General features: G+C 52.1%; 27 protein-coding genes and 1 pseudogene. 15 read left to right on the top strand and 13 right to left on the bottom strand.

Annotation, left to right across the window (positions count from 1 at the left end):
* From sapD to puuA, 8 genes are all read right to left on the bottom strand, one after another.
* Positions 1–993 (bottom strand): peptide ABC transporter ATP-binding protein SapD, encoded by a 993-nt coding sequence (gene sapD / locus ACJHYR_RS02045; RefSeq protein ID WP_001128858.1) that lies wholly within the window; start codon positions 991–993, stop codon positions 1–3.
* The gene (gene sapC / locus ACJHYR_RS02040) at positions 993–1883 is read right to left on the bottom strand and encodes a peptide ABC transporter permease SapC (protein ID WP_001146163.1); all 891 of its coding nucleotides are present in this window, start codon (positions 1881–1883) and stop codon (positions 993–995) included. The genes sapD and sapC overlap by 1 nt, the downstream gene beginning before the upstream one ends.
* Positions 1870–2835, bottom strand: coding sequence for a putrescine export ABC transporter permease SapB (gene sapB / locus ACJHYR_RS02035; protein ID WP_000583284.1), 966 nt, complete (start codon positions 2833–2835; stop codon positions 1870–1872). Before sapB ends, sapC begins: the two co-directional genes overlap by 14 nt.
* Entirely contained in the window at positions 2832–4475 is a 1644-nt protein-coding gene (sapA, locus tag ACJHYR_RS02030; protein WP_001250213.1) for an ABC transporter substrate-binding protein SapA, read from the bottom strand. The genes sapB and sapA overlap by 4 nt, the downstream gene beginning before the upstream one ends.
* A 311-nt stretch (positions 4476–4786) precedes the next feature.
* The gene (locus ACJHYR_RS02025) at positions 4787–5032 is read right to left on the bottom strand and encodes a YmjA family protein (protein WP_001015099.1); all 246 of its coding nucleotides are present in this window, start codon (positions 5030–5032) and stop codon (positions 4787–4789) included.
* A 133-nt stretch (positions 5033–5165) separates the two neighbouring features.
* On the bottom strand, positions 5166–6551 hold the full coding sequence (puuP, locus tag ACJHYR_RS02020) for a putrescine/proton symporter PuuP (protein ID WP_001309476.1): 1386 nt from the start codon (positions 6549–6551) through the stop codon (positions 5166–5168).
* Positions 6541–6705: a hypothetical protein gene (locus ACJHYR_RS02015; protein WP_122986662.1), complete on the bottom strand. Its 165-nt coding sequence runs from the start codon at positions 6703–6705 to the stop codon at positions 6541–6543. Before ACJHYR_RS02015 ends, puuP begins: the two co-directional genes overlap by 11 nt.
* A gap of 148 nt (positions 6706–6853) precedes the next feature.
* Entirely contained in the window at positions 6854–8272 is a 1419-nt protein-coding gene (gene puuA / locus ACJHYR_RS02010; protein ID WP_001296746.1) for a glutamate-putrescine ligase, read from the bottom strand.
* 211 nt (positions 8273–8483) lie between these two features.
* Here puuA and puuD point away from each other — a divergent pair, with 211 nt between their 5' ends.
* The 5 genes from puuD (at position 8484) to puuE (ending at position 14054) form a co-directional block, all read left to right on the top strand.
* On the top strand, positions 8484–9248 hold the full coding sequence (puuD, locus tag ACJHYR_RS02005; RefSeq protein ID WP_001308626.1) for a gamma-glutamyl-gamma-aminobutyrate hydrolase: 765 nt from the start codon (positions 8484–8486) through the stop codon (positions 9246–9248).
* 26 nt (positions 9249–9274) lie between these two features.
* Entirely contained in the window at positions 9275–9832 is a 558-nt protein-coding gene (gene puuR / locus ACJHYR_RS02000; RefSeq protein WP_001278727.1) for an HTH-type transcriptional regulator PuuR, read from the top strand.
* 149 nt (positions 9833–9981) lie between these two features.
* Positions 9982–11469: an aldehyde dehydrogenase PuuC gene (puuC, locus tag ACJHYR_RS01995; protein WP_072837536.1), complete on the top strand. Its 1488-nt coding sequence runs from the start codon at positions 9982–9984 to the stop codon at positions 11467–11469.
* A 1-nt stretch (position 11470) separates the two neighbouring features.
* Complete coding sequence (gene puuB / locus ACJHYR_RS01990) at positions 11471–12751, top strand: gamma-glutamylputrescine oxidase (RefSeq protein WP_021564308.1); 1281 nt, start codon at positions 11471–11473, stop codon at positions 12749–12751.
* Between the two features lie 37 nt (positions 12752–12788).
* Positions 12789–14054 (top strand): 4-aminobutyrate transaminase, encoded by a 1266-nt coding sequence (gene puuE, locus ACJHYR_RS01985; RefSeq protein ID WP_000069237.1) that lies wholly within the window; start codon positions 12789–12791, stop codon positions 14052–14054.
* Between the two features lie 119 nt (positions 14055–14173).
* Here the strand turns inward: puuE and pspF are convergent, their stop codons facing one another.
* The gene (gene pspF, locus ACJHYR_RS01980) at positions 14174–15151 is read right to left on the bottom strand and encodes a phage shock protein operon transcriptional activator (protein WP_000852833.1); all 978 of its coding nucleotides are present in this window, start codon (positions 15149–15151) and stop codon (positions 14174–14176) included.
* Positions 15152–15317: 166 nt separating this feature from the next.
* Here pspF and pspA point away from each other — a divergent pair, with 166 nt between their 5' ends.
* The 8 genes from pspA to tyrR all read left to right on the top strand — a co-directional run bounded on the left by pspA (position 15318) and on the right by tyrR (position 21505).
* Positions 15318–15986, top strand: a complete 669-nt coding sequence (pspA, locus tag ACJHYR_RS01975) for a phage shock protein PspA (RefSeq protein WP_000511025.1) — start codon at positions 15318–15320, stop codon at positions 15984–15986.
* 53 nt (positions 15987–16039) lie between these two features.
* Positions 16040–16264: an envelope stress response membrane protein PspB gene (gene pspB, locus ACJHYR_RS01970; RefSeq protein ID WP_001274963.1), complete on the top strand. Its 225-nt coding sequence runs from the start codon at positions 16040–16042 to the stop codon at positions 16262–16264.
* Positions 16264–16623: an envelope stress response membrane protein PspC gene (gene pspC / locus ACJHYR_RS01965; RefSeq protein ID WP_000907387.1), complete on the top strand. Its 360-nt coding sequence runs from the start codon at positions 16264–16266 to the stop codon at positions 16621–16623. Before pspB ends, pspC begins: the two co-directional genes overlap by 1 nt.
* Positions 16624–16631: 8 nt before the next feature.
* Positions 16632–16853, top strand: coding sequence for a phage shock protein PspD (pspD, locus tag ACJHYR_RS01960; protein ID WP_001295585.1), 222 nt, complete (start codon positions 16632–16634; stop codon positions 16851–16853).
* Positions 16854–16927: 74 nt separating this feature from the next.
* Positions 16928–17242: a thiosulfate sulfurtransferase PspE gene (pspE, locus tag ACJHYR_RS01955; protein WP_000473128.1), complete on the top strand. Its 315-nt coding sequence runs from the start codon at positions 16928–16930 to the stop codon at positions 17240–17242.
* 118 nt (positions 17243–17360) lie between these two features.
* Positions 17361–18758 carry a YcjX family protein gene (locus tag ACJHYR_RS01950; protein WP_059328021.1) on the top strand — a complete coding sequence of 466 codons (1398 nt, stop codon included), beginning with the start codon at positions 17361–17363 and terminating at the stop codon, positions 18756–18758.
* Positions 18755–19816: a YcjF family protein gene (locus ACJHYR_RS01945; RefSeq protein WP_000138728.1), complete on the top strand. Its 1062-nt coding sequence runs from the start codon at positions 18755–18757 to the stop codon at positions 19814–19816. Before ACJHYR_RS01950 ends, ACJHYR_RS01945 begins: the two co-directional genes overlap by 4 nt.
* A gap of 147 nt (positions 19817–19963) precedes the next feature.
* The gene (gene tyrR, locus ACJHYR_RS01940; RefSeq protein WP_001309477.1) at positions 19964–21505 is read left to right on the top strand and encodes a transcriptional regulator TyrR; all 1542 of its coding nucleotides are present in this window, start codon (positions 19964–19966) and stop codon (positions 21503–21505) included.
* A gap of 43 nt (positions 21506–21548) precedes the next feature.
* Here tyrR and tpx read toward each other — a convergent pair whose 3' ends face one another.
* Positions 21549–22055: a thiol peroxidase gene (gene tpx, locus ACJHYR_RS01935; protein WP_000084387.1), complete on the bottom strand. Its 507-nt coding sequence runs from the start codon at positions 22053–22055 to the stop codon at positions 21549–21551.
* Between the two features lie 118 nt (positions 22056–22173).
* Between tpx and ycjG the strand changes: the two genes are divergently transcribed.
* The gene (gene ycjG, locus ACJHYR_RS01930) at positions 22174–23139 is read left to right on the top strand and encodes an L-Ala-D/L-Glu epimerase (RefSeq protein WP_059328020.1); all 966 of its coding nucleotides are present in this window, start codon (positions 22174–22176) and stop codon (positions 23137–23139) included.
* Here the strand turns inward: ycjG and mpaA are convergent.
* The 3 genes and pseudogenes from mpaA to ACJHYR_RS01915 form a co-directional block, all read right to left on the bottom strand.
* Positions 23114–23843: pseudogene (mpaA, locus tag ACJHYR_RS01925) on the bottom strand (murein tripeptide amidase MpaA). The gene ycjG and the pseudogene mpaA sit on opposite strands and share 26 nt — an antisense overlap.
* A gap of 290 nt (positions 23844–24133) precedes the next feature.
* Positions 24134–24772: an SDR family oxidoreductase gene (locus ACJHYR_RS01920; RefSeq protein ID WP_000800177.1), complete on the bottom strand. Its 639-nt coding sequence runs from the start codon at positions 24770–24772 to the stop codon at positions 24134–24136.
* A 70-nt stretch (positions 24773–24842) separates the two neighbouring features.
* Positions 24843–25763, bottom strand: coding sequence for an alpha/beta hydrolase (locus ACJHYR_RS01915; RefSeq protein WP_014639165.1), 921 nt, complete (start codon positions 25761–25763; stop codon positions 24843–24845).
* Between the two features lie 137 nt (positions 25764–25900).
* On the opposite strand from ACJHYR_RS01915, the gene pgrR reads away from it, so the two are divergent.
* Positions 25901–26800, top strand: coding sequence for a DNA-binding transcriptional regulator PgrR (pgrR, locus tag ACJHYR_RS01910; protein ID WP_000817700.1), 900 nt, complete (start codon positions 25901–25903; stop codon positions 26798–26800).
* The last annotated feature ends 134 nt before the right edge of the window (positions 26801–26934 follow it).

Raw genomic sequence — 26934 nt, 5'->3', positions numbered from 1 at the left:
TCACTCTTTCTCCATGTTCAGCGGGAAATGACAGGCATAGAGATGATTTTTCGCCCCCGTCAAACGTGGCGTCACAATGCATTCTCGTTGTGCATACGGGCAACGCGGCCCCAGACGACACCCAATCGGTAACTGTTCCAGCAGTGGGATAGCGCCGGGCAGCGTATTGAGGCGACTTTTATGCGGCATCGCGCTGCCGAAGTCTGGTATCGCGCGGATCAGCGCCTGGGTATAAGGATGATGTGGCATCGTCACCAACTCCTTACTTGGCGCGGTTTCCACCGTTTGACCGCAGTAAAGCACGTTAATTTTATCCGCCCATTGGCTAAGCATTTGTAAGTCATGGCTGATAAGCAAAATAGTGGTATTGCTGTTTTGGTTGAGACGCGTCAGCAGGCGAAAGATTTGCGCCTGGGTTGTTGGCTCCATTGAGTTTGTCGGTTCGTCAGCAATCAGCAGACGCGGTTGATTCGCCAGTGCAATGGCTATCATCACTTTCTGACATTCACCTTCGGTCAACTCATAGGGAAAACTGCGCATTGCATCTTTGTGATCTTTAATCCCCACGCGGTGCAGCAGTTCAATGGCACGGCGTTTGCGCCAGCCAAAACGCTGCCACCAACGGCCTTTATAGGTCCAGGCTGGGATGTTTTGCATCAACTGGCGACCCACACGTTCTGAAGGGTCAAGACACGACTGCGGTTCCTGGAAAATCATCGACACGTTGTGACCAACCAGCTTGCGCCGTTCGCGTGCGGAGAGACGCAGCAAATCGATATCATCAAAACGCATACGATCAGCTGTAACACGCCAGTTATCTTTATTCACCCCACAAATTGCTTTCGCAATCAAACTTTTGCCGGAACCGGATTCGCCAACAAGACCGCGGATTTCACCTTCGGTTAAGGTCATACTTACGCGGTCGACGGCTTTAACCCACTCATCACCGGTTTTAAATTCAATGGTCAGGTTACGAATATCGAGTAATGGCATTATTCCACCCCCGCAATAATTGCACGACGGACACCGTCGCCAAGGAGGTTAACCAACAGCACGCTAATCATAATTGCCGCACCTGGCAGCATGACAGTCCACGGGGCGACATAAATCAGTTCCAGCGCATCACCGAGCATCGCTCCCCATTCAGGCGAGGGGAGTTGTGCGCCGAGATCGAGAAAGCCCAGCGCGGCGATATCGAGAATTGCCATCGACAGTGCGCGGGTGATCTCGGTGACCAGCCCGGCGGTGATGTTTGGCATCACAGCAAACCAGAGAATATTCAGCGTTGATGCGCCATCCAGACGGGCGGCGATAACGTACTCTTTTTCCAGTTCGTCATGCACCATGCTGTAAATCGAACGTACCATACGCGGCAGTAGCGCCAGCCAGACGGCAAACATGGCGTGAGACAAACTCGGTCCGGCAAACGCTACAACGATAATTGCCAGCAGCAGGGAAGGGATCGCCAGTAAGGTATCCAGAATATGGTTAAGCACCGCTGAGCGTAGGCCGTGCGTCGCCCCGGCGAAGGTGCCCAGTACCAGGCCACAGATCGTCGCGGCAAGCGTCACCACAAATGCGCCGCCTACGGTTGGCGCAGCTCCGCTCAGTAAACGGCTTAAAACATCGCGTCCGAGGTCGTCAGTCCCAAGGAAGAAAGAAACTTCGCCATAGCGCGACCATGACGGCGGCAATAATTGATAACCGAGAAATTGCTGATCGATGCCGTAAGGCGCAAACCAGCCGCCAAAAATACACAGTACAGCCAGCCCCGCGCAGCCGTACAGGCCGACCATCGCAGAGGCGTCACTATAAAATTTGCGCCAGGCGGTACGCAGCGTGCCCGGCGGGCGCTTTTCGCTGTATACGCTATCGTAAGGCATACCATTCCTTATTTTTCAGAGGGTTAGCCATGGCACCCAAAATATCAGAAATCACGTTAACAATAATGACCAGTGAACCACACACCATCACTCCGGCGGAAATGGCTGCGTAATCCTGCTGGCGGATGGCGTTAATTAACCAGCGGCCTAAACCCGGCCAGCTAAAAACCATTTCGGTGATCATCGCCAGCGTCAGCATGGTAGAAAACTGTAAGCCCAGGCGAGGAATAACCGGAGGTAACGCGTTATGCAGAACGTGGCGACGCAAAATAGTAAAGCGCGACAAACCGCGGGTCGCCGCTGCTTTAACATAGTTCTGGTCATACACTTCGATAGTGCTGATACGCATCAGTCGGATCACTTCAGTTGTTGGCGCAACCGACAGGGTGATCACGGGCAATATCATATGGCGGATTGCGCTCATGATCATTTCATCCCGCCATGATGAGTCCGAAAGCCAGGCATCAATCAACGCAAAACCGGTAATCGGTTTCACTTCGTAGAGCAGATCGAAACGCCCTGAAACGGGCAACCAACCTAGCGTGAGTGAACAAAACAGCGTCAACAGAAGCGCCAGCCAGAACACCGGGATTGAAAAGCCCAGTAAGGCGATGGCGTTGATCAAGTTATCCTGCCACTTATGGCGCGTAATCCCGGCAATCATCCCCACGGGGATGCCAACAATCAGCGCAAAACCGAAGGCGAGGATGCACAGTTCCATCGTTGCCGGGAAGACCTCTTTTAACTGTTCGGCAATCGGTTGACCGTTAATGCTGGAAACACCAAAATCCCAGTGGATCAGGCCATTAAACCAGAACACCCAGGCATTCCACAGTGACGCGCCTTGTAACGGCGCATGTGGGGTGAAATAGCTCAAGCTGAAGCCAACGAAGGTCAGCAGGAACAAGGTGACAATCAATAACAAAATGCGGCGTAAGGTGAAGATAATCATGGTTTTTTCACCTCATCCTGTTTCTCGCGATACACCCCAGCAAAGGAGGCGTTACCGAACGGGCTAAGTACCAGACCTTTGATATCGTACCGATAGGCCTGCAAGCGCAATGACGAGGCCAGCGGCAATATTGGTAATTCCTGCGCCAGAATACTTTGCGCTTCGTCATAGGCTTCAATACGCGCCGCCAGCTGCTGCGAGGAGAGCGCCTTACGCAACACGCTGTCGAATTTCGGATCGCACCAGTGGGCGAGGTTGGTCTGCGAATGAATTGCTGCGCAGCTCAGTAACGGACGGAAGAAACTGTCCGGGTCGTTACTGTCCGTCGCCCAACCGGATAACGTCAGATCATGGCTCATATCCATCAACCGCGCCTCCTGAAAACGACCTTCTACCGGCACAATCACCACTTTTACGCCAACCTGCGCCATATCCGCCTGAATCAGTTCGGCGGTTTTCAGTGGACTGGGGTTCCACGCCTGCGAACGTGTTGGCACCCACAGTTTGAGCGTTAAGTTTTCCAGCCCCAACGCCTTTAACTGTTCGCGCGATTTCGCCGGATTGTATTCAGTAATTTTAGCCTCGTTGTCATAGGCCCACGAGGCGCGCGGTAAAATAGAGGCTGCCGTTTCAGCCGTACCATAATAGATGGATTGCATCAGACGCTGGTTATTGATCGCCAGTGCCAGCGCATGGCGGACAGCGGGATTATTTAGCGGCGGTTTAGCGGTGTTAAATGCCAGATAGGCGACATTCATCCCTGGACGCAGCGTTAAACGCAAGCGTGGGTCGTCACGCAAAATGGATAGCTGACTGGCAGCAGGCCAGGCCAGAACGTCGCACTCCCCGGTCAGGAGTTTCGACAGACGTCCGGTACCGCCGGAGCCTAAATCCACCACCACCTGCGGCATTAACGGTTTGCCGCGCCAGAAGTCATCATGACGTTGTAGGCGAATAAATTGCCCGGCGCGGTATTCCGACAACTGATACGGTCCAGTGCCGACCGGCTGACGGTCGAGTTGTTCCTGACGATCTTCTTTCTCTAACTTCCGGGCATATTCTGCCGACATGACCGATGCATAATGGGTCGCCAGGTGCCACAAAAAAGAAGCATCCGGCTGGGCGAGTCGGAACTCAACGGTATGATTATCCAGTTTGCGGACGCTTTTCACGTTATCGGCAAATTGCAGGCTGTCGAAGTAGGGGAAGTTGCTGCCGTTGACGTTATGCCACGGGTTGTTGCGGTCAAAAATTCGCTGGAAGGTAAACACCACATCGTCGGCATTCATTTTACGAGTGGGAGTAAACCAGTCGGTTTTTTGAAACGGAACATCGCGACGCAGGTGGAAGCGATAGGTCGCGCCGTTATCGAGAACTTCCCAGCTTTCGGCAAGTTCCGGCATCAGGCGATAGGTATAGGGATCGACATCCAGCAGTCGATCATAAAACTGGGCGGCAAGGGTATCGACAATTAACCCACTGCTCGCTTTGGATGGGTTAAAGGTGTTGACTTGCCCGCTGACGCAATAGACAAAACCGCTGTCGCGGATATCAGCATGCGGGGGGGATTCAGGCGCGGCGATTGCCTGACCACTCACAAGTCCAGCAATCACCAAAAGAGACGATAATACCTGGCGCATAATATTAATGGATTTTATGTAAAGAGGCTATCTTACTAATATTTAATGACATTTGCCATTACCGTTTGTGTTCAGGGGTCGTAATGAGGGCCGTGTGGTTGGTCGTTGAACAGGTGACGTCGCCATCTGTTCAACATTCGTACCCGTGATTTCTCTATAACTATAACTCACAGAACAACTTAGCGAGGAGCAGAGCGGTACGATCGTGAGAACCCCATTAAAGCACGCTGCAGTGCGTGTCATTTTTAGCCGGATGCGGCGTGAACGCTTTATCCGGCAACGATACTGACCGAGCGTCTGCAATGAAATAATTACTCATTACCCCATTGATTCAAAAACTCTGCGATCTCATCAATGCGTACGGGATTAATCCCCGCTTCAGCAGCCATTTCATGTTGGGCTTCTTCGCTGATCTCTTCATTGTTCATCAAACGGGTGAGCAGTAACTGGAAGTAGTGGGCCAGCGGTGTGCGTTCAGCGTCTGCGACAGGCTCTGCGCATTCGGTCGCGTACTCATCGGCAATATCAAAATATTTTAGCGGGATATCGTGGTTCATTATTTGCCCCTGGGGTTAATGCGCTAAGCATAAGGGCGGATGATAGCACTCGTGATCCGGGTCATACATCTTTTTATAGTTAATGGCGCGGTGCATTACCCTCAGGCAGGATAATGCGCCGCGCATCCGACTATTACGTTTCGCTCACCGGCGTTCTGTCACCATCATACAACGGCACTTTGCGATAGCGGCGGATCAGATACCACAAATATGCGCCGCCTAACGAAGCCCATACCAGACCGAGTGTCAGTGACGTTGACTCGAGGTTAACCCACAGCACACCCACCGTCAGCGCGCCAACCAGCGGCATCAGCAAATAGTGGAAGTGATCCTTCCAGCTTTTATTCATTCCTTTACGCCGCCAGAAATGATTAAACACCGACAGATTTACGAAGGTAAATGCCACCAGAGCACCGAAGTTAATCAATGCTGTCGCGGTGACTAAATCAAAGAACAGCGCTGACAACGCGACAATCCCGACCATAATGACGTTCAGTGCCGGAGTCCGCCATTTCGGGTGCACATAGCCAAACACGCGCTCCGGAAACACATTGTCACGCCCCATCACATACAGCAGACGCGACACGCTGGCGTGCGACGCCAGGCCAGACGCTAACGTGTTCACAAACGTGGTACAGAGGAAAATCGACTGGAAGAGCTTGCCGCCGACGTATAGCGCAATTTCAGGCAGTGCGGCGTCCGGGTCTTTAAAGCGGCTGATATCGGGAAAGAACAGCTGCATAAAGAACGACGCAGCGATAAAGATAACGCCGCCGTATACCGCCGTCAGGAAGATGGCTTTCGGGATCACGCGTGCGGCGTCCGGCGTCTCTTCCGAAAGCGTGGTCACCGCATCGAAACCGAGGAAGGAGAAACAGACAATCGTCGCCCCGGTAATAATCGGGATCAGGTGCGCGTTCTCGCTGATAAACGGCTGAAGTGACCAGACGGTGCCAACGCCTTCTCCTTTATGCAGTCCCTGAACCACCAGGAAGATAAACACCACCATGATGGAGATTTGCACCAGTACAAACAGGGTATTGAAGTTAGCAACCAGGTTGACGCTCTTCAGATTCGCGGCGGTTAAAATGGCGACGAAGGTTACCACCCACACCCACGGCGGCACTTCCGGGAAGAGGGCGGAGAGATAGATTTTCGCCAATAAAACGTTGATCATTGGCAAAAAGAGATAATCCAGCAGTGATGACCATCCGACCATAAATCCGACGTGCGGGTTAATCGACTTTTGCGCGTAGGTATAGGCCGAACCGGCTTCCGGAAACTGGCGAACCAGTTTGCCGTAGCTGATAGCGGTAAACAGCACGCCCGCCAGCGCCAGCAAATAGGACGCCGGAACGTGACCGTCGCTAATGCCGGAGACAATACCAAAAGTATCAAATACGGTCATCGGCGTGAGATAGGCCAGACCCATCATCACCACCTGCCACAATTTCAGTGATTTTCGCAGACGGGTTTTGCCAGATTGCGCAGCAATAGTCAGTGGTGAATTAATAGCCATAATTGCTGCCTCCCCTGCGTAATAAGGTTTGCGGTCGTGTCGACCTGAAATCAAACCTGTTTAGCAAGGGAAGCAAAGGGGGCAGAGTCCAGTCAGTCGCAGGAGGGGCGCATACGCAGCCTCCCTCGCCATGCGGGGATTTAATCATCGGCATCATCTCATTTCCTCGTCACAGTCTTAATCGTTAACGGAAGCCCGTTGCCGCCTGCGCTCCATAACGCGACATCCGGAAAATGTCTGGATTACCAGCAAATGTCAGGCCTGGCTCCGCTCAGGCCGATGAAACAACCCCGCAAGGGGTATTACGCGTTTTTCAACATCCACTCAATTTCTGTTTCTGTGATGAGGCGCTCAAACTGCAACAGCTCATCATTTTTACAGGCGTGATAGACATGGCAGAAGCGTTCGCCTAAATAGCGGCGCAGGTGATCATTCTCGATAAACTCACCCAGGGCATCGCTCTGACGAATCGGGAAGGGTAAGCCTTCCTGTTCCAGCCCGTTACCTTCGACTTCTTCCTGTAATGGCAGTTCGTTATCAAGGCCATGCAAAATACCGGCAAAAATCGCCGCCATCACCAGATACGGGTTGGCATCGGCACCCGCCACGCGATATTCCACGCGGTGATTATGGCGATCGCCGCACGGAATACGCAGGGCGACGGTGCGGTTGTTATGGCCCCACGACGCCTGCGTCGGTACATACATACCTGGCTGGAAGCGGCGATACGAGTTCACGTTTGGTGCCAGCAACGCCATTGATGACGGCATCAGGTCAATCATCCCGGCAAGCATCTTTTTCAGCAGCGGCGAATCTTCGCCTTCCGCGTCAGAAAGCACGTTCTCGCCACGGTTATTTTGCATACTGATATGGATATGCATCCCGCTGCCCGCGTGCTCTTCATACGGCTTCGCCATAAAAGTGGCGTGCATCTTATGCTTTTCTGCCATCAGACGCACCAGGCGTTTTAGTGCCAGCGCATCATCGCAAGCTTCCAGCACGTTATCAGTATGGTAAAGATTGATTTCAAACTGACCTGGCGAGGCCTCGGCGACCGCGCCATCTGCCGGAATCAGCTGTAACTGCGCCAGCTCATCAATATCATTAAGCACGTCGGCGAAGTGGTTGAGGTTATCAACGGAGTAAACCTGGCTTTGTGTATTGCGGTCATCGGTGCCGGGCGCGCAGGGCGGTTGCAGATATCCTTCAGCGTCGCGCTGGCGATCCAGTAAATAGAACTCCAGCTCTACCGCTACGACCGGGAATAATCCGCGCTGGCGCAGCTGCTGCCACAGGCGGTTAAGAACGTTCCGCGGCTCAACGTCAAAGGGAGCGCCATCTTCATCGACCATGGTCAGGAGCATCTGACCGATAAACTCTGGATCGGCGGCAGAAGGGGTTAAGGAACCGAGAACAGGAACACAGGTACGATCCGGCTCGCCCATTTCCTGACCCAGGCCCGCTTCTTCTACTACATTACCCAGAATATCCATTGCAAACACCGAGGCCGGGAAATAACACCCTTTCTCGAGCTTCTTCAGGCTTGAAACAGGAATACGTTTTCCACGGAAGCAACCATTCAAATCGGTAAGTAAAACATCAACATATTGCGTATTCGGGTAGCGCTCCAGGTAGCGTTTCACTTCCTGCGTAAAGGCGCTACCCCGCCTCTCTTCTGACTGCTGAACAAAGTTCTCTACTTCAACGATATTGGTTTCCATGATTCTTCGCCTTTGGTTTGTTTTCCGCTCGTTATCAAAGCGTAAAATATAATGACCACCATTCGAATCTGTATGCAAACTAAATGTTTGTCAAATGTTAAATTGAGTTTGCAAAAATGAAAACCCACTGCTAGATTGAAAAAATATTGAACATAAAGGTCATTTAAAGCGCAGTAATGGCGATAATTTAGTCCACTTTGTGAGATTGAGCATGGAAAATATAATGAACAATCCGGTTATCGGTGTCGTAATGTGCAGGAACAGGCTTAAGGGTCATGCGACCCAGACTCTGCAAGAAAAGTACCTGAATGCCATCATCCACGCAGGCGGCTTGCCAATTGCGCTGCCACATGCGCTGGCGGAACCGTCATTACTTGAACAACTTTTGCCAAAACTCGATGGCATTTATCTTCCTGGTAGTCCCAGCAATGTGCAGCCGCACCTATATGGTGAAAACGGCGATGAGCCTGACGCCGATCCCGGGCGTGATCTTCTGAGCATGGCGTTAATTAATGCCGCACTCGAAAGGCGCATCCCCATTTTCGCCATCTGCCGGGGTTTACAGGAACTGGTGGTGGCAACCGGTGGTTCGTTGCATCGCAAGCTGTGCGAACAGCCTGAATTGCTGGAACATCGGGAGGATCCCGAACTGCCGGTGGAGCAGCAATATGCGCCGTCGCATGAAGTTCTGGTTGAAGAGGGGGGATTACTGTCTGCGTTGTTACCTGAATGTAGCAACTTTTGGGTAAACTCTCTGCATGGACAAGGGGCGAAGGTCGTTAGCCCACGGTTGCGTGTTGAAGCTCGCTCGCCGGATGGCTTAGTTGAGGCGGTTAGCGTCATCAATCATCCTTTTGCGCTGGGCGTACAGTGGCACCCGGAATGGAACAGTAGCGAGTACGCGCTTTCGCGTATATTGTTCGAGGGCTTTATCACCGCTTGTCAGCACCATATCGCTGAAAAACAGCGACTCTGACCACTACAGTTTAAGGAAATGCAAATATGAGTGATGAGGGACTGGCGCCAGGAAAACGCTTGTCGGAAATCCGCCAGCAGCAGGGGCTTTCACAACGTCGTGCCGCCGAACTCTCCGGGCTGACTCACAGTGCTATCAGTACGATAGAACAAGATAAAGTCAGCCCTGCCATCAGTACGCTGCAAAAGCTGCTGAAGGTGTATGGTCTGTCACTCTCGGAATTCTTTTCCGAGCCGGAAAAACCTGATGAGCCGCAGGTCGTCATTAATCAGGACGACTTAATTGAGATGGGCAGTCAGGGTGTGTCAATGAAGCTGGTTCATAACGGTAACCCGAATCGCACGCTGGCGATGATCTTTGAAACGTACCAGCCGGGCACAACCACTGGGGAAAGAATTAAGCATCAGGGTGAGGAAATAGGCACTGTACTGGAAGGTGAAATTGTTCTGACGATTAATGGTCAGGATTACCACCTCGTCGCGGGGCAAAGTTATGCCATTAATACCGGCATCCCGCACAGTTTCAGTAATACGTCGGCAGGTATTTGCCGAATTATCAGCGCCCATACGCCCACCACGTTTTAATCTTTTTGTTCTGTAAGCCGGGTAAGCGCAATGCGCCCGGCAATCTATAAAGAATGTCGCCAGAAATAAACGGGCATACGGCCCGGGGATCTCTGCGCCCTGACGTTCACAAACTGCATATATCTGATAGACGTGAAACAGGAGTCATAATGAATTTTCATCATCTGGCTTACTGGCAGGATAAAGCGTTAAGTCTCGCCATTGAAACCCGCTTATTTATTAACGGTGAATATACTGCTGCGGCGGAAAATGAAACTTTTGAAACCGTTGATCCGGTCACCCAGGCACCGCTGGCGAATATTGCCCGCGGCAAGAGCGTCGATATTGACCGTGCGGTGAGCGCAGCACGCGGCGTGTTTGAACGTGGCGACTGGTCACTCTCTTCTCCGGCTAAGCGTAAAGCGGTGCTGAATAAACTCGCCGATTTAATGGAAGCTAACGCTGAAGAACTGGCGCTGCTGGAAACGCTCGACACCGGCAAACCGATTCGTCACAGCCTGCGTGATGATATTCCCGGCGCGGCGCGCGCCATTCGCTGGTACACCGAGGCTATCGACAAAGTGTATGGCGAAGTGGCGACCACCAGTAGCCATGAGCTGGCGATGATCGTGCGTGAACCGGTCGGCGTGATTGCCGCCATCGTGCCGTGGAACTTCCCGCTGCTGCTGACTTGCTGGAAACTCGGCCCGGCGCTGGCGGCGGGAAACAGCGTGATCCTAAAACCGTCTGAAAAATCACCGCTCAGTGCGATTCGTCTCGCCGGGCTGGCGAAAGAAGCAGGTCTGCCGGATGGCGTGTTGAACGTGGTGACGGGTTTTGGTCATGAAGCGGGGCAGGCGCTGTCGCGTCATAACGATATCGATGCCATCGCCTTTACCGGTTCGACCCGTACCGGGAAACAGCTGCTGAAAGATGCAGGCGACAGCAACATGAAACGCGTCTGGCTGGAAGCGGGCGGCAAAAGCGCCAACATCGTTTTCGCTGACTGTCCGGATTTGCAAAAAGCGGCGAGCGCGACCGCTGCGGGCATTTTCTACAACCAGGGGCAGGTGTGTATCTCCGGAACGCGCCTGTTGCTGGAAGAGAGCATCGCCGATGAATTCTTAGACCTGTTAAAACAGCAGGCGCAAAACTGGCAGCCGGGCCATCCACTTGATCCCGCAACCACCATGGGCACCTTAATCGACTGCGCCCACGCCGACTCGGTCCATAGCTTTATTCGGGAAGGCGAAAGCAAAGGGCAACTGCTGCTGGATGGCCGTAACGCCGAGCTGGCTGCCGCCATCGGCCCGACCATCTTTGTGGATGTAGACCCGAATGCGTCCTTAAGCCGCGAAGAGATTTTCGGTCCAGTGCTGGTGGTCACGCGTTTCACATCAGAAGAACAGGCGCTACAGCTTGCTAACGACAGCCAGTACGGACTTGGCGCGGCAGTATGGACGCGCGACCTTTCCCGCGCGCACCGCATGAGCCGTCGCCTGAAAGCCGGTTCCGTCTTTGTCAATAACTACAACGACGGCGATATGACCGTGCCGTTTGGCGGCTATAAGCAGAGCGGCAACGGTCGCGACAAATCCCTGCACGCCCTTGAAAAATTCACCGAACTGAAAACTATCTGGATAAGCCTGGAGGCCTGAAATGACCGAACATACCAGCAGTTATTACGCCGCCAGTGCGAATAAATACGCACCATTCGACACGCTGAATGAGTCGATTTCCTGCGATGTTTGCGTGGTCGGCGGCGGCTATACCGGGCTTTCCTCCGCGCTGCATCTGGCGGAAGCGGGCTTTGACGTGGTGGTTCTTGAAGCCTCACGCATCGGCTTCGGCGCAAGCGGACGCAACGGCGGGCAGCTTGTGAACTCCTACAGCCGCGACATCGACGTGATCGAAAAAAGCTACGGCATGGACACCGCCCGTATGCTCGGCAGCATGATGTTTGAAGGCGGAGAGATCATCCGCGAACGTATCAAACGTTATCAGATTGACTGCGATTACCGCCCCGGCGGCCTGTTTGTGGCGATGAATGATAAACAGCTCTCGACTCTGGAAGAGCAGAAAGAGAACTGGGAACGCTACGGCAATAAACAGCTGGAGCTGCTGGACGCCAACGCTATTCGCCGCGAGGTCGCCAGCGATCGCTACACTGGTGCGCTGCTGGATCACAGCGGTGGGCATATTCACCCGCTAAACCTCGCCATTGGTGAAGCCGATGCCATCCGCCTGAACGGCGGGCGCGTGTATGAGCTTTCCGCCGTGACGCAGATCCAGCACACCACGCCAGCCGTGGTGCGGACTGCCAATGGTCAGGTGACGGCGAAGTATGTGATTGTCGCCGGGAATGCGTATCTGGGCGATAAAGTAGAGCCGGAACTAGCGAAACGCAGCATGCCGTGCGGCACGCAGGTGATCACCACCGAACGGCTGTCGGAAGATTTAGCCCGTTCGCTGATCCCGAAAAACTACTGTGTGGAAGACTGTAACTATCTGCTTGATTACTACCGTCTTACCGCCGATAACCGCCTGCTGTACGGCGGCGGCGTGGTCTACGGCGCGCGCGACCCGGATGACGTTGAGCGCCTTGTGGTGCCGAAACTGCTGAAAACCTTCCCGCAGCTGAAGGGCGTGAAAATTGATTACCGCTGGACGGGCAACTTCCTGCTGACCTTGTCGCGCATGCCGCAGTTCGGTCGCCTTGATACCAACATCTATTACATGCAGGGCTACAGCGGCCACGGCGTCACCTGTACCCACCTCGCCGGGCGTTTGATTGCTGAACTGCTGCGCGGTGACGCCGAGCGTTTCGACGCCTTCGCCAATCTGCCGCATTACCCGTTCCCCGGCGGGCGCACGCTGCGCGTTCCGTTTACCGCGATGGGCGCGGCTTATTACAGCCTGCGCGATCGTCTGGGCGTTTAATTTCCGATTAACAGTGAAGAGTCAAAAGGTGTGAAACATGAGCAACAATGAATTCCATCAGCGTCGTCTTTCTGCTACCCCACGCGGGGTTGGCGTGATGTGTAACTTCTTCGCCCAGTCGGCAGAAAACGCTACGCTGAAGGATGTAGAGGGCAACGAATATATCGATTTCGCCGCAGGCATTGCGGTGCTGAATACCGGGCATCGCCACCCTGATCTGGTCGCGGCGGTGGAGCAGCAATTGCAACAGTTTACCCACACGGCGTATCAGATTGTGCCGTACGAAAGCTACGTCACCCTGGCGGAGAAAATCAACGCCCTTGCCCCGGTGAGCGGGCAGGCTAAAACTGCGTTCTTCACCACCGGTGCGGAAGCGGTGGAGAACGCGGTGAAAATCGCCCGCGCCCATACCGGACGCCCTGGCGTGATTGCGTTTAGCGGCGGCTTCCACGGTCGTACATATATGACCATGGCGCTGACCGGAAAGGTCGCGCCGTACAAAATCGGCTTCGGCCCGTTCCCCGGTTCGGTATATCACGTACCTTATCCGTCAGATTTACATGGCGTTTCAACGCAGGACTCTCTCGACGCCATCGAACGCTTGTTTAAATCGGACATTGAAGCGAAGCAGGTGGCGGCGATTATTTTCGAACCGGTGCAGGGCGAAGGCGGTTTCAACGTTGCACCAAAAGAGCTGGTTGCCGCCATTCGCCGCCTGTGCGACGAGCACGGCATTGTGATGATTGCCGATGAAGTGCAAAGCGGCTTTGCGCGTACCGGTAAACTGTTTGCCATGGATCACTACGCCGATAAGCCGGACTTAATGACGATGGCGAAAAGCCTCGCAGGCGGCATGCCGCTTTCGGGCGTGGTCGGTAACGCGAATATTATGGACGCGCCCGCGCCGGGCGGGTTGGGTGGTACTTACGCCGGGAACCCGCTGGCGGTGGCTGCCGCGCACGCTGTGCTCAACATTATCGACAAAGAATCACTCTGTGAACGCGCGAATCAACTGGGCCAGCGCCTGACAAACACGTTGATTGATGCCAAAGAAAGCGTTCCGGCCATCGCGGCGGTACGCGGTCTGGGGTCTATGATTGCGGCAGAGTTTAACGATCCGCAAACGGGCGAGCCGTCAGCGGCGATTGCACAGAAAATCCAGCAACGCGCGCTGGCGCAGGGGCTGCTTCTGCTGACCTGTGGCGCATACGGCAACGTGATTCGTTTCCTGTATCCGCTGACCATCCCGGATGCGCAATTCGATGCGGCAATGAAAATTTTGCAGGATGCGCTGAACGATTAATAGCCCAACGCAATAATGTCTGATGCGCTGCGCTTATCAGGCCTGCAAACGACGTATTGATTATGTATGCCGGACAAAGCATTCACGCCGCATCCGGCAAGTTGTATTGCCCAACTTCGCTAAATCTGGTGCTTTTTCAACAACGCGCGGAACTGATGATAGGTTAACCCCAGTAATTCAGCCGCGCGCTTCTGGTTATATTTCCCTTGTTGCAAACTGAGTTGCAGCAACTCTTTTTCCTGCTGCATCTGAAACTCACGTAAATCCAGCGGCAGTGTTGGAAGCGAGGTGGTTTCTGAAACGGCGATAGCGTCTTCAGGCGGACGCCGTTTAAAGGGATCAATAATAATGTCATCAAGCGGATAATCGCTGGTGCCGTGGCGATATACTGAACGTTCCACCACGTTTTTCAATTCACGAATATTTCCCGGCCAGCGATAATTCAGCAATGTTTCTCTGGCGCGCTCCGTAAACCCCGGGAACAGAGGCAGCTTGATTTCCCGACACATCTGAATGGCAAAGTGTTCTGCCATCAGCATAATGTCGCTTTCGCGCTCGCGCAGGGGCGGCAGTTGCACTACATCGAAAGCCAGCCGGTCGAGCAGGTCAGCGCGAAAATTACCTTCATTGACCATCGCCGGGAGATCGGCATTCGTCGCGCATACCAACCGCACATTCACCTGCAATGGCTGGCTGCCGCCAACGCGCTCCAGTTCACCGTACTCAATCACACGCAATAATTTCTCCTGCACCATCATCGGTGCCGTAGCGAGTTCATCAAGAAATAGCGTACCGCCGTCGGCACGTTCAAATCTCCCTGGATGACGTTTTTGCGCACCGGTAAACGCGCCCGCTTCGTGACCAAACAGTTCGGAATCCAGCAGATTTTCATTTAACGCCGCGCAGTTAAGGGAAATAAACGGCCCCTGCCAACGGGAGGAGAGATAATGCAGACGGCTGGCAATCAGCTCTTTACCTGTGCCGCGCTCGCCGATGATGAGCACCGGTTTGTCCAGCGGTGCGAGATGCGAAACCTGTTCCAGCACTTCGAGAAAGCTGTTCGCCTCACCGAGTAAATTATCTTTGTATTCTGCCATGATGAAATTCGCTACTTGTTAGTGTAATTCGCTAACTCATCCTGGCATGTTGCTGTTGATTCTTCAATCAGATCTTTATAAATCAAAAAGATAAAAAATTGGCACGCAAATTGTATTAATAGTTCAGCAGGACAATCCTGAACGCAGAAATCAAGAGGACAACATTATGGGTATTTTTTCTCGCTTTGCCGACATCGTGAATGCCAACATCAACGCTCTGTTAGAGAAAGCAGAAGATCCACAGAAACTGGTGCGTCTGATGATCCAGGAGATGGAAGATACATTGGTTGAAGTACGTTCTACTTCGGCGCGTGCGCTGGCAGAAAAGAAACAGCTGACTCGCCGTATAGAACAAGCGTCGGCGCGTGAAGTTGAATGGCAGGAAAAAGCCGAACTGGCGCTGCTGAAAGAGAGAGAGGATCTGGCGCGTGCGGCGTTAATTGAAAAACAGAAACTGACCGATCTGATTAAGAGCCTGGAACATGAAGTGACGCTGGTGGACGATACGCTGGCACGCATGAAGAAAGAGATTGGCGAGCTGGAAAACAAATTGAGCGAAACACGCGCTCGCCAGCAGGCATTGATGTTACGCCATCAGGCGGCAAACTCGTCGCGCGATGTGCGTCGTCAGCTGGACAGTGGCAAACTGGATGAAGCAATGGCTCGTTTCGAATCTTTCGAACGTCGAATTGACCAGATGGAAGCGGAAGCAGAAAGCCACAGCTTCGGTAAACAAAAATCGCTGGACGATCAGTTTGCCGAACTGAAAGCCGATGATGCAATCAGCGAGCAACTGGCACAATTAAAAGCCAAAATGAAGCAAGACAATCAATAATAACATCCAGGCGGCGTCCGAACGCGCCGCCGCTCATCGTCTAAGGAGTACTTATGAGCGCGCTATTTCTGGCTATTCCGTTAACCATTTTTGTGCTGTTTGTTTTACCGATCTGGTTATGGCTGCATTACAGCAATCGTTCTGGTCGCAGTGAATTGTCGCAAAGTGAGCAGCAGCGATTAGCGCAACTGGCTGATGAAGCAAAACGGATGCGCGAACGTATTCAGGCGCTGGAATCTATTCTTGATGCAGAACATCCGAACTGGAGGGATCGCTAATGGCGGGCATTAATCTCAATAAAAAATTATGGCGTATTCCACAGCAGGGCATGGTCCGTGGCGTCTGCGCCGGGATTGCCAACTATTTTGATGTACCAGTAAAACTGGTGCGTATCCTGGTGGTGCTGTCGATTTTCTTCGGTCTGGCGCTGTTTACCCTGGTTGCTTACATCATTTTGTCATTTGCGCTTGATCCAATGCCGGACAACATGGCCTTTGGTGAGCAGCTACCTTCCAGCAGTGAATTGCTGGATGAAGTCGACCGTGAACTGGCGGCAAGTGAAACGCGTTTACGCGAGATGGAACGTTATGTCACTTCCGATACTTTCACGTTACGTAGCCGTTTCCGTCAACTGTGAGGGAAGTTATGAATACTCGCTGGCAACAGGCCGGGCAAAAGGTGAAGCCTGGTTTCAAATTAGCAGGCAAGCTGGTACTTCTTACCGCACTGCGCTATGGCCCGGCGGGTGTAGCTGGCTGGGCGATAAAATCAGTTGCTCGCCGACCACTGAAAATGTTGCTGGCCGTGGCGCTGGAACCGCTGTTAAGCCGGGCAGCCAATAAACTGGCGCAGCGTTATAAAAGGTGAGGGGAGTTTCGCAAAAATTGTTAAAGCTAAGGCATATTATGGATGGCAATTTTCATCCATAGAAGGACGCTTACATGTTTAAAAAAGGCTTACTTGCTCTGACACTGGTGTTTTCACTGCCCGTTTTCGCCGCTGAACACTGGATCGATGTTCGTGTTCCAGAGCAGTATCAGCAAGAGCACGTTCAGGGAGCCATCAATATTCCCCTGAAGGAAGTGAAAGAGCGCATTGCCACCGCCGTTCCGGATAAAAACGACACCGTGAAAGTGTATTGCAATGCCGGACGCCAGTCAGGGCAGGCAAAAGAGATCCTTAGCGAGATGGGATATACCCACGTTGAGAACGCCGGCGGCCTGAAAGACATCGCAATGCCGAAGGTCAAAGGTTAACAAATTACTTATTGAGCGGTGTAAACAACGCCGCTTACTCATTTGATAAATCAAAATTAACCCACATTATTATCTCCAGTATCTAATCCTTTCTACAGCTTTCTGGCACAGGACAGCAATGAAGCGACTTAAAAATGAACTTAATGCGCTGGTGAATCGGGGTGTCGACAGACATCTGCGCCTCGCCGTAACCGGACTTAGCCGCAGCGGCAAAACGGCGTTTATCACTGCGATGGTTAATCAGTTGCTCAATATTCACGCCGGAGCACGTTTGCCGCTATTAAGTGCGGTGCGTGAAGAGCGTCTGCTGGGCGTAAAACGCATTCCCCAGCGTGACTTTGGCATTCCGCGCTTCACCTATGATGAAGGACTGGCGCAGTTATATGGCGATCCTCCTGCCTGGCCGACGCCAACGCGCGGCGTCAGTGAAATCCGCCTGGCGCTACGTTTTAAATCGAACGATTCGCTGCTACGCCATTTCAAGGACACCTCCACGCTGTATCTGGAGATTGTGGATTATCCCGGCGAATGGCTGCTCGATCTGCCGATGTTGGCGCAGGACTATTTAAGCTGGTCGCGCCAGATGACGGGCTTACTTAATGGTCAGCGCGGCGAATGGTCGGCGAAATGGCGAATGATGTGCGAAGGGCTGGACCCGCTAGCGCCTGCCGACGAAAACCGGCTGGCAGACATTGCCGCCGCCTGGACCGAGTATCTCCACCACTGCAAACAGCAGGGGTTGCACTTTATTCAGCCTGGGCGCTTTGTCTTGCCGGGAGATATGGCAGGAGCACCCGCGCTGCAATTCTTCCCGTGGCCGGATGTCGATGCCTGGGGCGAGTCCAAACTGGCGCAGGCCGATAAGCATACCAATGCCGGAATGCTGCGCGAGCGCTTTAATTATTATTGCGAGAAGGTGGTGAAGGGGTTCTATAAGAATCATTTTCTGCGCTTTGACCGCCAGATTGTGCTGGTGGATTGCCTGCAGCCTCTCAACAGTGGGCCACAGGCATTTAATGATATGCGTCTGGCGCTGACGCAGCTGATGCAAAGTTTCCACTACGGGCAGCGAACCCTGTTCCGGCGTTTGTTTTCGCCGGTTATCGATAAGCTATTGTTTGCTGCCACTAAAGCGGACCATGTGACCATCGATCAGCACGCTAATATGGTTTCATTGCTGCAACAACTGATTCAGGATGCCTGGCAAAATGCGGCGTTCGAAGGGATCAGTATGGACTGCCTGGGGCTGGCGTCTGTTCAGGCGACCACCAGCGGAATTATTGATATTAACGGTGAGAAAATCCCGGCGCTGCGCGGTAATCGACTCATCGATGGCGCACCGCTCACTGTTTATCCTGGCGAAGTTCCCGCACGTTTGCCTGGTCAGGCGTTCTGGGATAAGCAAGGCTTCCAGTTTGAGGCGTTTCGTCCGCAGGTGATGGATGTCGACAAACCGCTGCCGCATATTCGTCTTGATGCTGCGCTGGAATTTTTAATAGGAGATAAATTGCGATGACCGAACCGTTAAAACCACGTATTGATTTCGACGGTCCACTGGAGGTCGATCAGAATCCAAAATTCAGGGCGCAGCAGACCTTTGACGAAAATCAGGCGCAAAATTTTGCCCCGGCCACGCTCGACGAAGCGCAGGAAGAAGAGGGGCAAGTTGAAGCGGTGATGGACGCAGCGTTACGTCCTAAACGCAGCCTGTGGCGCAAAATGGTGATGGGCGGGCTGGCTCTGTTTGGCGCAAGCGTTGTCGGGCAGGGTGTACAGTGGACAATGAACGCCTGGCAAACCCAGGACTGGGTAGCGCTGGGTGGATGTGCTGCAGGGGCATTGATTATCGGCGCTGGCGTAGGTTCTGTGGTAACAGAGTGGCGGCGCTTATGGCGCTTGCGACAGCGCGCCCATGAACGCGACGAAGCGCGTGATTTATTGCACAGCCACGGCACCGGCAAAGGCCGCGCATTTTGCGAAAAACTGGCACAGCAGGCGGGCATCGATCAGTCACATCCGGCGCTGCAACGCTGGTATGCCTCAATCCATGAAACGCAGAACGATCGTGAAGTGGTCAGCCTGTATGCTCATCTGGTCCAGCCGGTTTTAGATGCCCAGGCGCGGCGCGAAATCAGCCGTTCGGCAGCGGAATCAACATTGATGATTGCGGTCAGCCCGCTGGCGCTGGTGGATATGGCATTTATCGCCTGGCGCAATCTGCGTTTGATTAATCGCATCGCCACGCTGTATGGCATTGAACTGGGATATTACAGCCGTTTGCGCCTGTTTAAGCTGGTATTGCTGAATATCGCTTTCGCCGGAGCCAGCGAACTGGTGCGCGAAGTGGGGATGGACTGGATGTCGCAAGATCTCGCTGCTCGTTTGTCTACCCGCGCAGCTCAGGGGATTGGTGCAGGACTTCTGACGGCACGACTGGGGATTAAAGCTATGGAGCTTTGCCGCCCTCTGCCGTGGATTGACGATGACAAACCTCGCCTCGGGGATTTCCGTCGTCAGCTTATCGGTCAGGTGAAAGAGACGCTGCAAAAAGGCAAAACGCCCAGCGAAAAATAATGCAATATCGGGTGCTGACCGGATATCTTTACGCCGAAGTGCCCGTTTTTCCGTCTTTGTGTCAATGATTGTTGACAGAAACCTTCCTGCTATCCAAATAGTGTCATATCATCATATTAATTGTTCTTTTTTCAGGTGAAGGTTCCCATGCGTCTGGAAGTCTTTTGTGAAGACCGACTCGGTCTGACCCGCGAATTACTCGATCTACTCGTGCTAAGAGGCATTGATTTACGCGGTATTGAGATTGACCCCATTGGGCGAATCTACCTCAATTTTGCTGAACTGGAGTTTGAGAGTTTCAGCAGTCTGATGGCCGAAATACGCCGTATTGCAGGTGTTACCGATGTGCGTACTGTCCCGTGGATGCCTTCCGAACGTGAGCATCTGGCGTTGAGCGCGTTACTGGAGGCGTTGCCTGAACCTGTGCTCTCTGTCGATATGAAAAGCAAAGTGGATATGGCGAACCCGGCGAGCTGTCAGCTTTTTGGGCAAAAATTGGATCGCCTGCGCAACCATACCGCCGCACAATTGATTAACGGCTTTAATTTTTTACGCTGGCTGGAAAGCGAACCGCAGGATTCCCATAACGAGCATGTCGTTATTAATGGACAGAATTTCCTGATGGAGATTACGCCTGTTTATCTTCAGGATGAAAATGATCAACACGTCCTGACCGGTGCGGTGGTGATGTTGCGATCAACGATTCGTATGGGTCGTCAGTTGCAAAATGTCGCCGCCCAGGACGTCAGCGCCTTCAGTCAAATTGTCGCCGTCAGCCCGAAAATGAAGCATGTTGTCGAACAGGCGCAGAAACTGGCGATGCTAAGCGCGCCATTGCTGATAACCGGTGATACCGGCACCGGAAAAGATCTCTTTGCGTATGCCTGTCATCAGGCAAGCCCACGCGCGGGCAAACCCTATCTGGCGCTGAACTGTGCGTCTATACCGGAAGATGCGGTCGAGAGTGAACTGTTTGGTCATGCTCCGGAAGGGAAGAAAGGGTTCTTTGAGCAGGCGAACGGTGGTTCGGTACTGCTGGATGAAATAGGTGAGATGTCACCACGGATGCAGGCGAAATTACTGCGTTTCCTTAATGATGGCACTTTCCGTCGGGTTGGCGAAGACCATGAGGTGCATGTCGATGTGCGGGTGATTTGCGCGACGCAGAAGAATCTTGTCGAACTGGTGCAAAAAGGCGTGTTCCGTGAAGATCTCTATTATCGTCTGAACGTGTTGACGCTCAATCTGCCGCCGCTACGTGACTGTCCGCAGGACATCATGCCGTTAACCGAGCTGTTCGTCGCCCGCTTTGCCGACGAGCAGGGCGTGCCGCGTCCGAAACTGGCCGCTGACCTGAATACTGTACTTACGCGTTATGCGTGGCCGGGAAATGTGCGGCAGTTAAAGAACGCTATTTATCGCGCACTGACACAACTGGACGGTTATGAGCTGCGTCCACAGGATATTTTGTTACCGGATTATGACGCCACAACGGTAGCCGTGGGCGAAGATGCGATGGAAGGTTCGCTGGACGAAATCACCAGCCGTTTTGAACGCTCGGTATTAACCCAGCTTTATCGCAATTATCCCAGCACGCGCAAACTGGCAAAACGCCTGGGCGTTTCGCATACCGCGATTGCCAATAAGTTGCGGGAATATGGTCTGAGTCAGAAGAAGAACGAAGAGTAAGCGCGAATATGCCTGATGGTGCAACACCATCAGGCATATTAACTTATGCTTTCAGTACAGCCAGAGCTGCTTCGTAATCCGGCTCGGTGGTGATTTCATCCACCAGCTGGCTGAAAATCACATTGTCATTTTCATCAATAACCACAACGGCACGCGCTGCCAGACCTTTCAGTGGGCCATCAGCAATTGCCACACCGTAGGCTTGCAGGAATTCAGCGTTACGGAAAGTGGAGAGGGTGATAACGTTGTTCAGACCTTCTGCGCCGCAGAAACGAGACTGGGCGAACGGCAGATCGGCAGAGATACACAGCACAACGGTGTTGTCGATCTCGGTTGCCAGTTGGTTAAACTTACGTACTGATGCGGCGCAAACACCGGTATCAATACTCGGGAAAATGTTCAGCACTTTGCGTTTACCCGCAAACTGACCGAGGGTGACGTCAGACAGATCTTTTGCCACGAGAGTAAAAGTCTGCGCTTTGCTACCCGCCTGCGGGATGGAATTGGCGACTGTAACCGGGTTGCCCTGGAAATGAACGGTTTGTGACATGATTATCTTTCCTGTTTACATATAGTTAACGTCACACCTAGTTTATGCTAACTGTCAATAACACAGCAAACGCTATTTGCGCTTAATCCGCAGACCACCGCGACAACAAGGAGTAAAGATGAGAACCGTTAAGGTATTCGAGGAAGCCTGGCCCTTACATACCCCGTTTGTGATTGCTCGGGGAAGTCGCAGTGAAGCGCGCGTGGTGGTGGTTGAACTGGAAGAAGAAGGTATTAAAGGCACCGGCGAATGCACGCCGTATCCGCGTTATGGAGAAAGTGATGCCTCGGTAATGGCGCAAATTATGAGCGTCGTACCGCAATTAGAGAAAGGGCTGACACGGGAGGAGTTGCAAAAAATTCTCCCTGCCGGCGCAGCACGTAATGCGCTGGATTGTGCATTGTGGGATCTAGCGGCGCGAAAACAGCAGGAATCGCTGGCTGATTTGATCGGCATAACGCTTCCCGGGACAGTTATCACTGCACAGACGGTAGTCATCGGTACGCCTGATCAGATGGCCAATAGTGCATCAACACTCTGGCAGGCAGGCGCGAAATTACTGAAAGTAAAGCTGGATAACCATCTTATCAGTGAGCGGATGGTGGCAATTCGCACCGCTGTGCCCGATGCGACGCTGATCGTTGATGCAAATGAATCCTGGCGTGCAGAAGGGTTGGCGGCGCGTTGCCAGCTATTGGCGGATTTAGGCGTTGCGATGCTTGAACAACCGCTTCCTGCGCAGGACGATGCGGCGTTGGAGAATTTTATTCATCCGTTACCGATTTGCGCAGATGAAAGTTGTCATACTCGTAGCAATCTGAAGGCGCTGAAAGGGCGCTATGAGATGGTTAACATTAAGCTTGATAAAACCGGTGGTCTGACGGAAGCGCTGGCGCTGGCGACTGAAGCGCGTGCACAAGGTTTTCGTCTGATGCTGGGCTGCATGTTGTGTACCTCTCGGGCCATTAGCGCCGCTTTACCGCTGGTGCCGCAGGTCAGTTTCGTCGATCTTGACGGACCGACCTGGCTGGCGGTAGATGTGGAACCGGCGCTTCAGTTCACGACGGGCGAATTGCATCTTTAGGATGCCAGCGCAGCAAGTTTGCCATCGCAAAGAGATATTTTTCGCTGGCTTCGTCGGAGGAGATGGGTGGAAACTCTGCGGTGATGCAATGCAGGTTGAGATCCGCACACCAACTACCGAAAGAGCCAGGTGTTTCATAACCGACGCTGGTTACCAGAGGCAATTCAAACGCCTGGGCCAGCCATTCGCCTAATTCACTGTGTCTGGGATCTTCAATACAGGCCAGCGGATCGTGGAATGAGACCACCCAGGCGGGTTGAATGCGGTGTATAAGCTGGCACAGCGCCTGGGTTTCAGGTTCGGAGCCAGGTTTGTCACCTGTCAGCAATACGACATCACGTTCTTCAGCGGCGCTGTTCCAGCGATAAACGGTTTCACCTTCCTTCCAATTCGCCGCCGGAAAGTTTCTGTTTAAATCCACACCATTAGCATTGGCCCGTAACCCCAACTGGCAGCCGTCAGGATTCACACACAGCACCACATGATGACGGCGTAAAGAAGGTGTCAACGTCCGCAGAGCACAGGAGAGCGTGACGACCGAAGAGTTTTCATCACCGTGAGTAGCCAGCCAGAATCAAACCACTTTCGCGGCTGGCTGCAGGGGCAGGAAACCAGATTAACGGCGCGCCCAATAATGAACGTCCGTAATGTTCTGTTCCGGGCGGAAATGCGCCGCGTTCGGCGCGTGGGCGGGTTACGGTCATGATCGTCTCTGGTTCAGGAAGTATTACAGGCAGTGTTGTGCAAATTTTGCGGATTATCAAATCCTTTTCTTCAACGCTATGTCATCGATCTTGTATCACTTTTTTGCCGGAAGTTGTTTGCATTTTCATTGATGTGCAGATATTAGAATTGTCGTAATGTTATATACATGGCGTATTTTATTCTTACTGGTTCTACACATGTTAATCGCATCTGATTGATCAGTTCACCTTAATAAGTTTAATAAATCGTACTGCACATAGTACAGTACGATGGTAGCTATATAATTGATTTACATGAAGAATGGCTTATCGCCATCAGTCCCGGGTTGATTGATGCCTATATTCTCACCAATGTGTTTCTCAGGTTTATCGATGATATCTGTAATTAATGCTGCGACACTCTTACGTGATACGATCGTACCTTTGAATGGTTCATTGCGTGAGGTAAGCTCATAATCAATAATATCTTCATCAGTCAGCCAGGCAGGGCGAAGAATTGTATATTCCAGTCCAGAAGCCTCAATTGCATCCGCAGCCCTGCGGAATGGTTTTAGGGGCTCACCAATAACTGCATTATTCCATTCGCCAAATTTTCCTGGAACTTCATCATAAATACCGAGGGAAAGAACAAAGATCAGACGTTTAACATCACAGGCTTTCATCGCAGCGATCACTGAATTTGCCTGAATATCTAAATCTTCCCCCGTAAGGTTGGCATACACAACATCCTGTCCCTGCATGGCCTGCTTCAGTGCTGCATGATTCAGTACATCCCCCATAATAATCTTGCTATTAGTTGGATAGGGTTTGTGGATTTTTGCTGGCTGACGGGCAAATAAAGTTTGTTTAATGGTTTGTTTATCTGCCAGTTGATTAATCACATGGCGGGCTATCTGACCGCCAGCACCAAGAATCAGTACATTTTTCATGAAACTTTTCCCAGATTATTGGCAGCAATATGCCAGGCCATATCACTATTACGGATTTGAATATGTTTCATTACAGAGTTTCCTCAAAGAACGGCGCTAATACTGAAATTGCTTCAGCCACATAGACTTTGCCGTCATAAAGAACCATATGGTTTGCGCCTTCAACAATGTGATAGCGTTTATCCTGGCTTGATGCTCGATCGTACAGGTCGTCACTCATCCATTTGCTCCCTGCCTGGCTGCCCGCCACAATCTGTATCGGCTGAGTCAGGTACACTTCCGCCATATGGTAAGCATCATAGGTAATAATCTGGTTAAGGCTGCGCAAAGTAGCGTAACCCGGTGCTGTTGGATACTGCGCGCGAGGGGTGTGGTAATACTCCCAGGCCTGACGCAGTTCTTCGTTCGGCGCATCGGACTCCTTCATTGGTGCCAGTGGCATGGTGGCGTATTCTCCGCTGCTAATATCGCTGGTTCGGGCGTTTGAACCCGCGTCAACGTATGGTAGGGCATCAATAGATTTCACATTGTTTTCCCAACCATTACGGAACATCGAACCAATATTGACCGCACTAACAGTACCGATGGCCTTGATGCGGCGATCCTGAATTGCAGCATTGGCTGTATATCCTGCACCGGCACAAATTCCCATCGCACCAATTCGGCTATTGTCGACATAAGAAAGCGTTGTCAGATAATCAATCACGGCACTGACGTCTTCAGTACGAATGTATGGGTTTTCTAACTGACGCGGCTCGCCGCCGCTTTCACCTTGATAAGATGCGTCATAAGCAATAGTGACAAATCCCTTTTCCGCCAGTTTTTCGGCATAGGTTCCAGCCGTTTGCTCTTTAACGCCCCCACCTGGGTGAGATACCACAATTGCCGGATACTGACGGGTTTCATCAAATTTTGGAGGGAAATAGATCACTGCAGACAAAGAGATGGTTGGATTATTGCTGTTAGTGAAGCTGACTTTATTATTCATCATTCCGTTCCTCATGGAGTTGTCGGTTCGTTTTAACGGTTGGTGATATCACTATAGATATTGATCATTAAGTTGATTAGACCCAAAATCATGATTAGACCTATCATTTAAATGATTAATAGATTGTATGGAGATACTGAATGAAGCGTGAAGAAATCGCTGATCTGATGGCGTTTGTCGTCGTTGCAGAGGAGCGTAGCTTCACTCGCGCAGCAGCCCGCCTGAGCATGGCGCAGTCAGCTTTAAGCCAGATAGTGCGCCGTATAGAAGAACGATTGGGATTGCGGCTTCTGACGCGAACCACGCGCAGCGTTGTACCCACTGAAGCGGGCGAGCATCTTTTGTCTGTTCTTGGCCCTATGTTGCATGACATAGATTCTGCCCTGACATCCCTGAGCGATCTGCAGAACCGCCCATCCGGGACAATACGTATTACTACTGTAGAACATGCAGCAAAAACGATATTGTTACCAGCTATGCGCACATTCCTGAAATCGCATCCTGAAATTGATATCCAGCTTACCATTGATTATGGTTTGACCGATGTCGTTTCTGAACGTTTTGATGCAGGCGTCCGTCTGGGTGGGGAGATGGATAAAGATATGATCGCCATTCGAATCGGGCCAGATATACCAATGGCTATTGTTGGCTCACCGGATTATTTTTCTCGTCGAAGTGCTCCAACGTCAGTGTCACAATTAATAGATCATCAGGCAATTAATTTGTATCTTCCCACATCGGGTACAGCAAATCGCTGGAGATTAATACGCGGTGGACGTGAAGTTCGTGTTCGCATGGAAGGTCAGCTTTTACTGAATACGATAGACCTGATCATTGATGCTGCAATTGATGGGCATGGATTGGCGTATCTACCTTATGATCAGGTTGAGCGGGCTATTAAAGAAAAAAAACTGATACGTGTTTTGGATAAATTCACACCAGATTTACCCGGTTATCACCTGTACTATCCACACCGTCGACATGCTGGCTCGGCATTCTCATTATTTATAGATAGGCTGAAGTATAAAGGTGCTGTTTAGCACTACTTGCTGATACATTAATTTAATTCTTCTCTTAACGTATTCTCAGTTCCTTTCAACGTTTTGGTTATTTTTTATTCTTCGTACAATGGCGACAGATGCTGATTATGATACCGAAAACGGGTTTGAACGTG

The sequence above is a fragment of the Escherichia sp. WS1450 genome (assembly GCF_046487395.1).
Lineage (GTDB): Bacteria > Pseudomonadota > Gammaproteobacteria > Enterobacterales > Enterobacteriaceae > Escherichia > Escherichia coli.
Note: the sequence above shows the minus strand (reverse complement) of the source record. Positions and strands in the feature narration are given on the sequence as shown.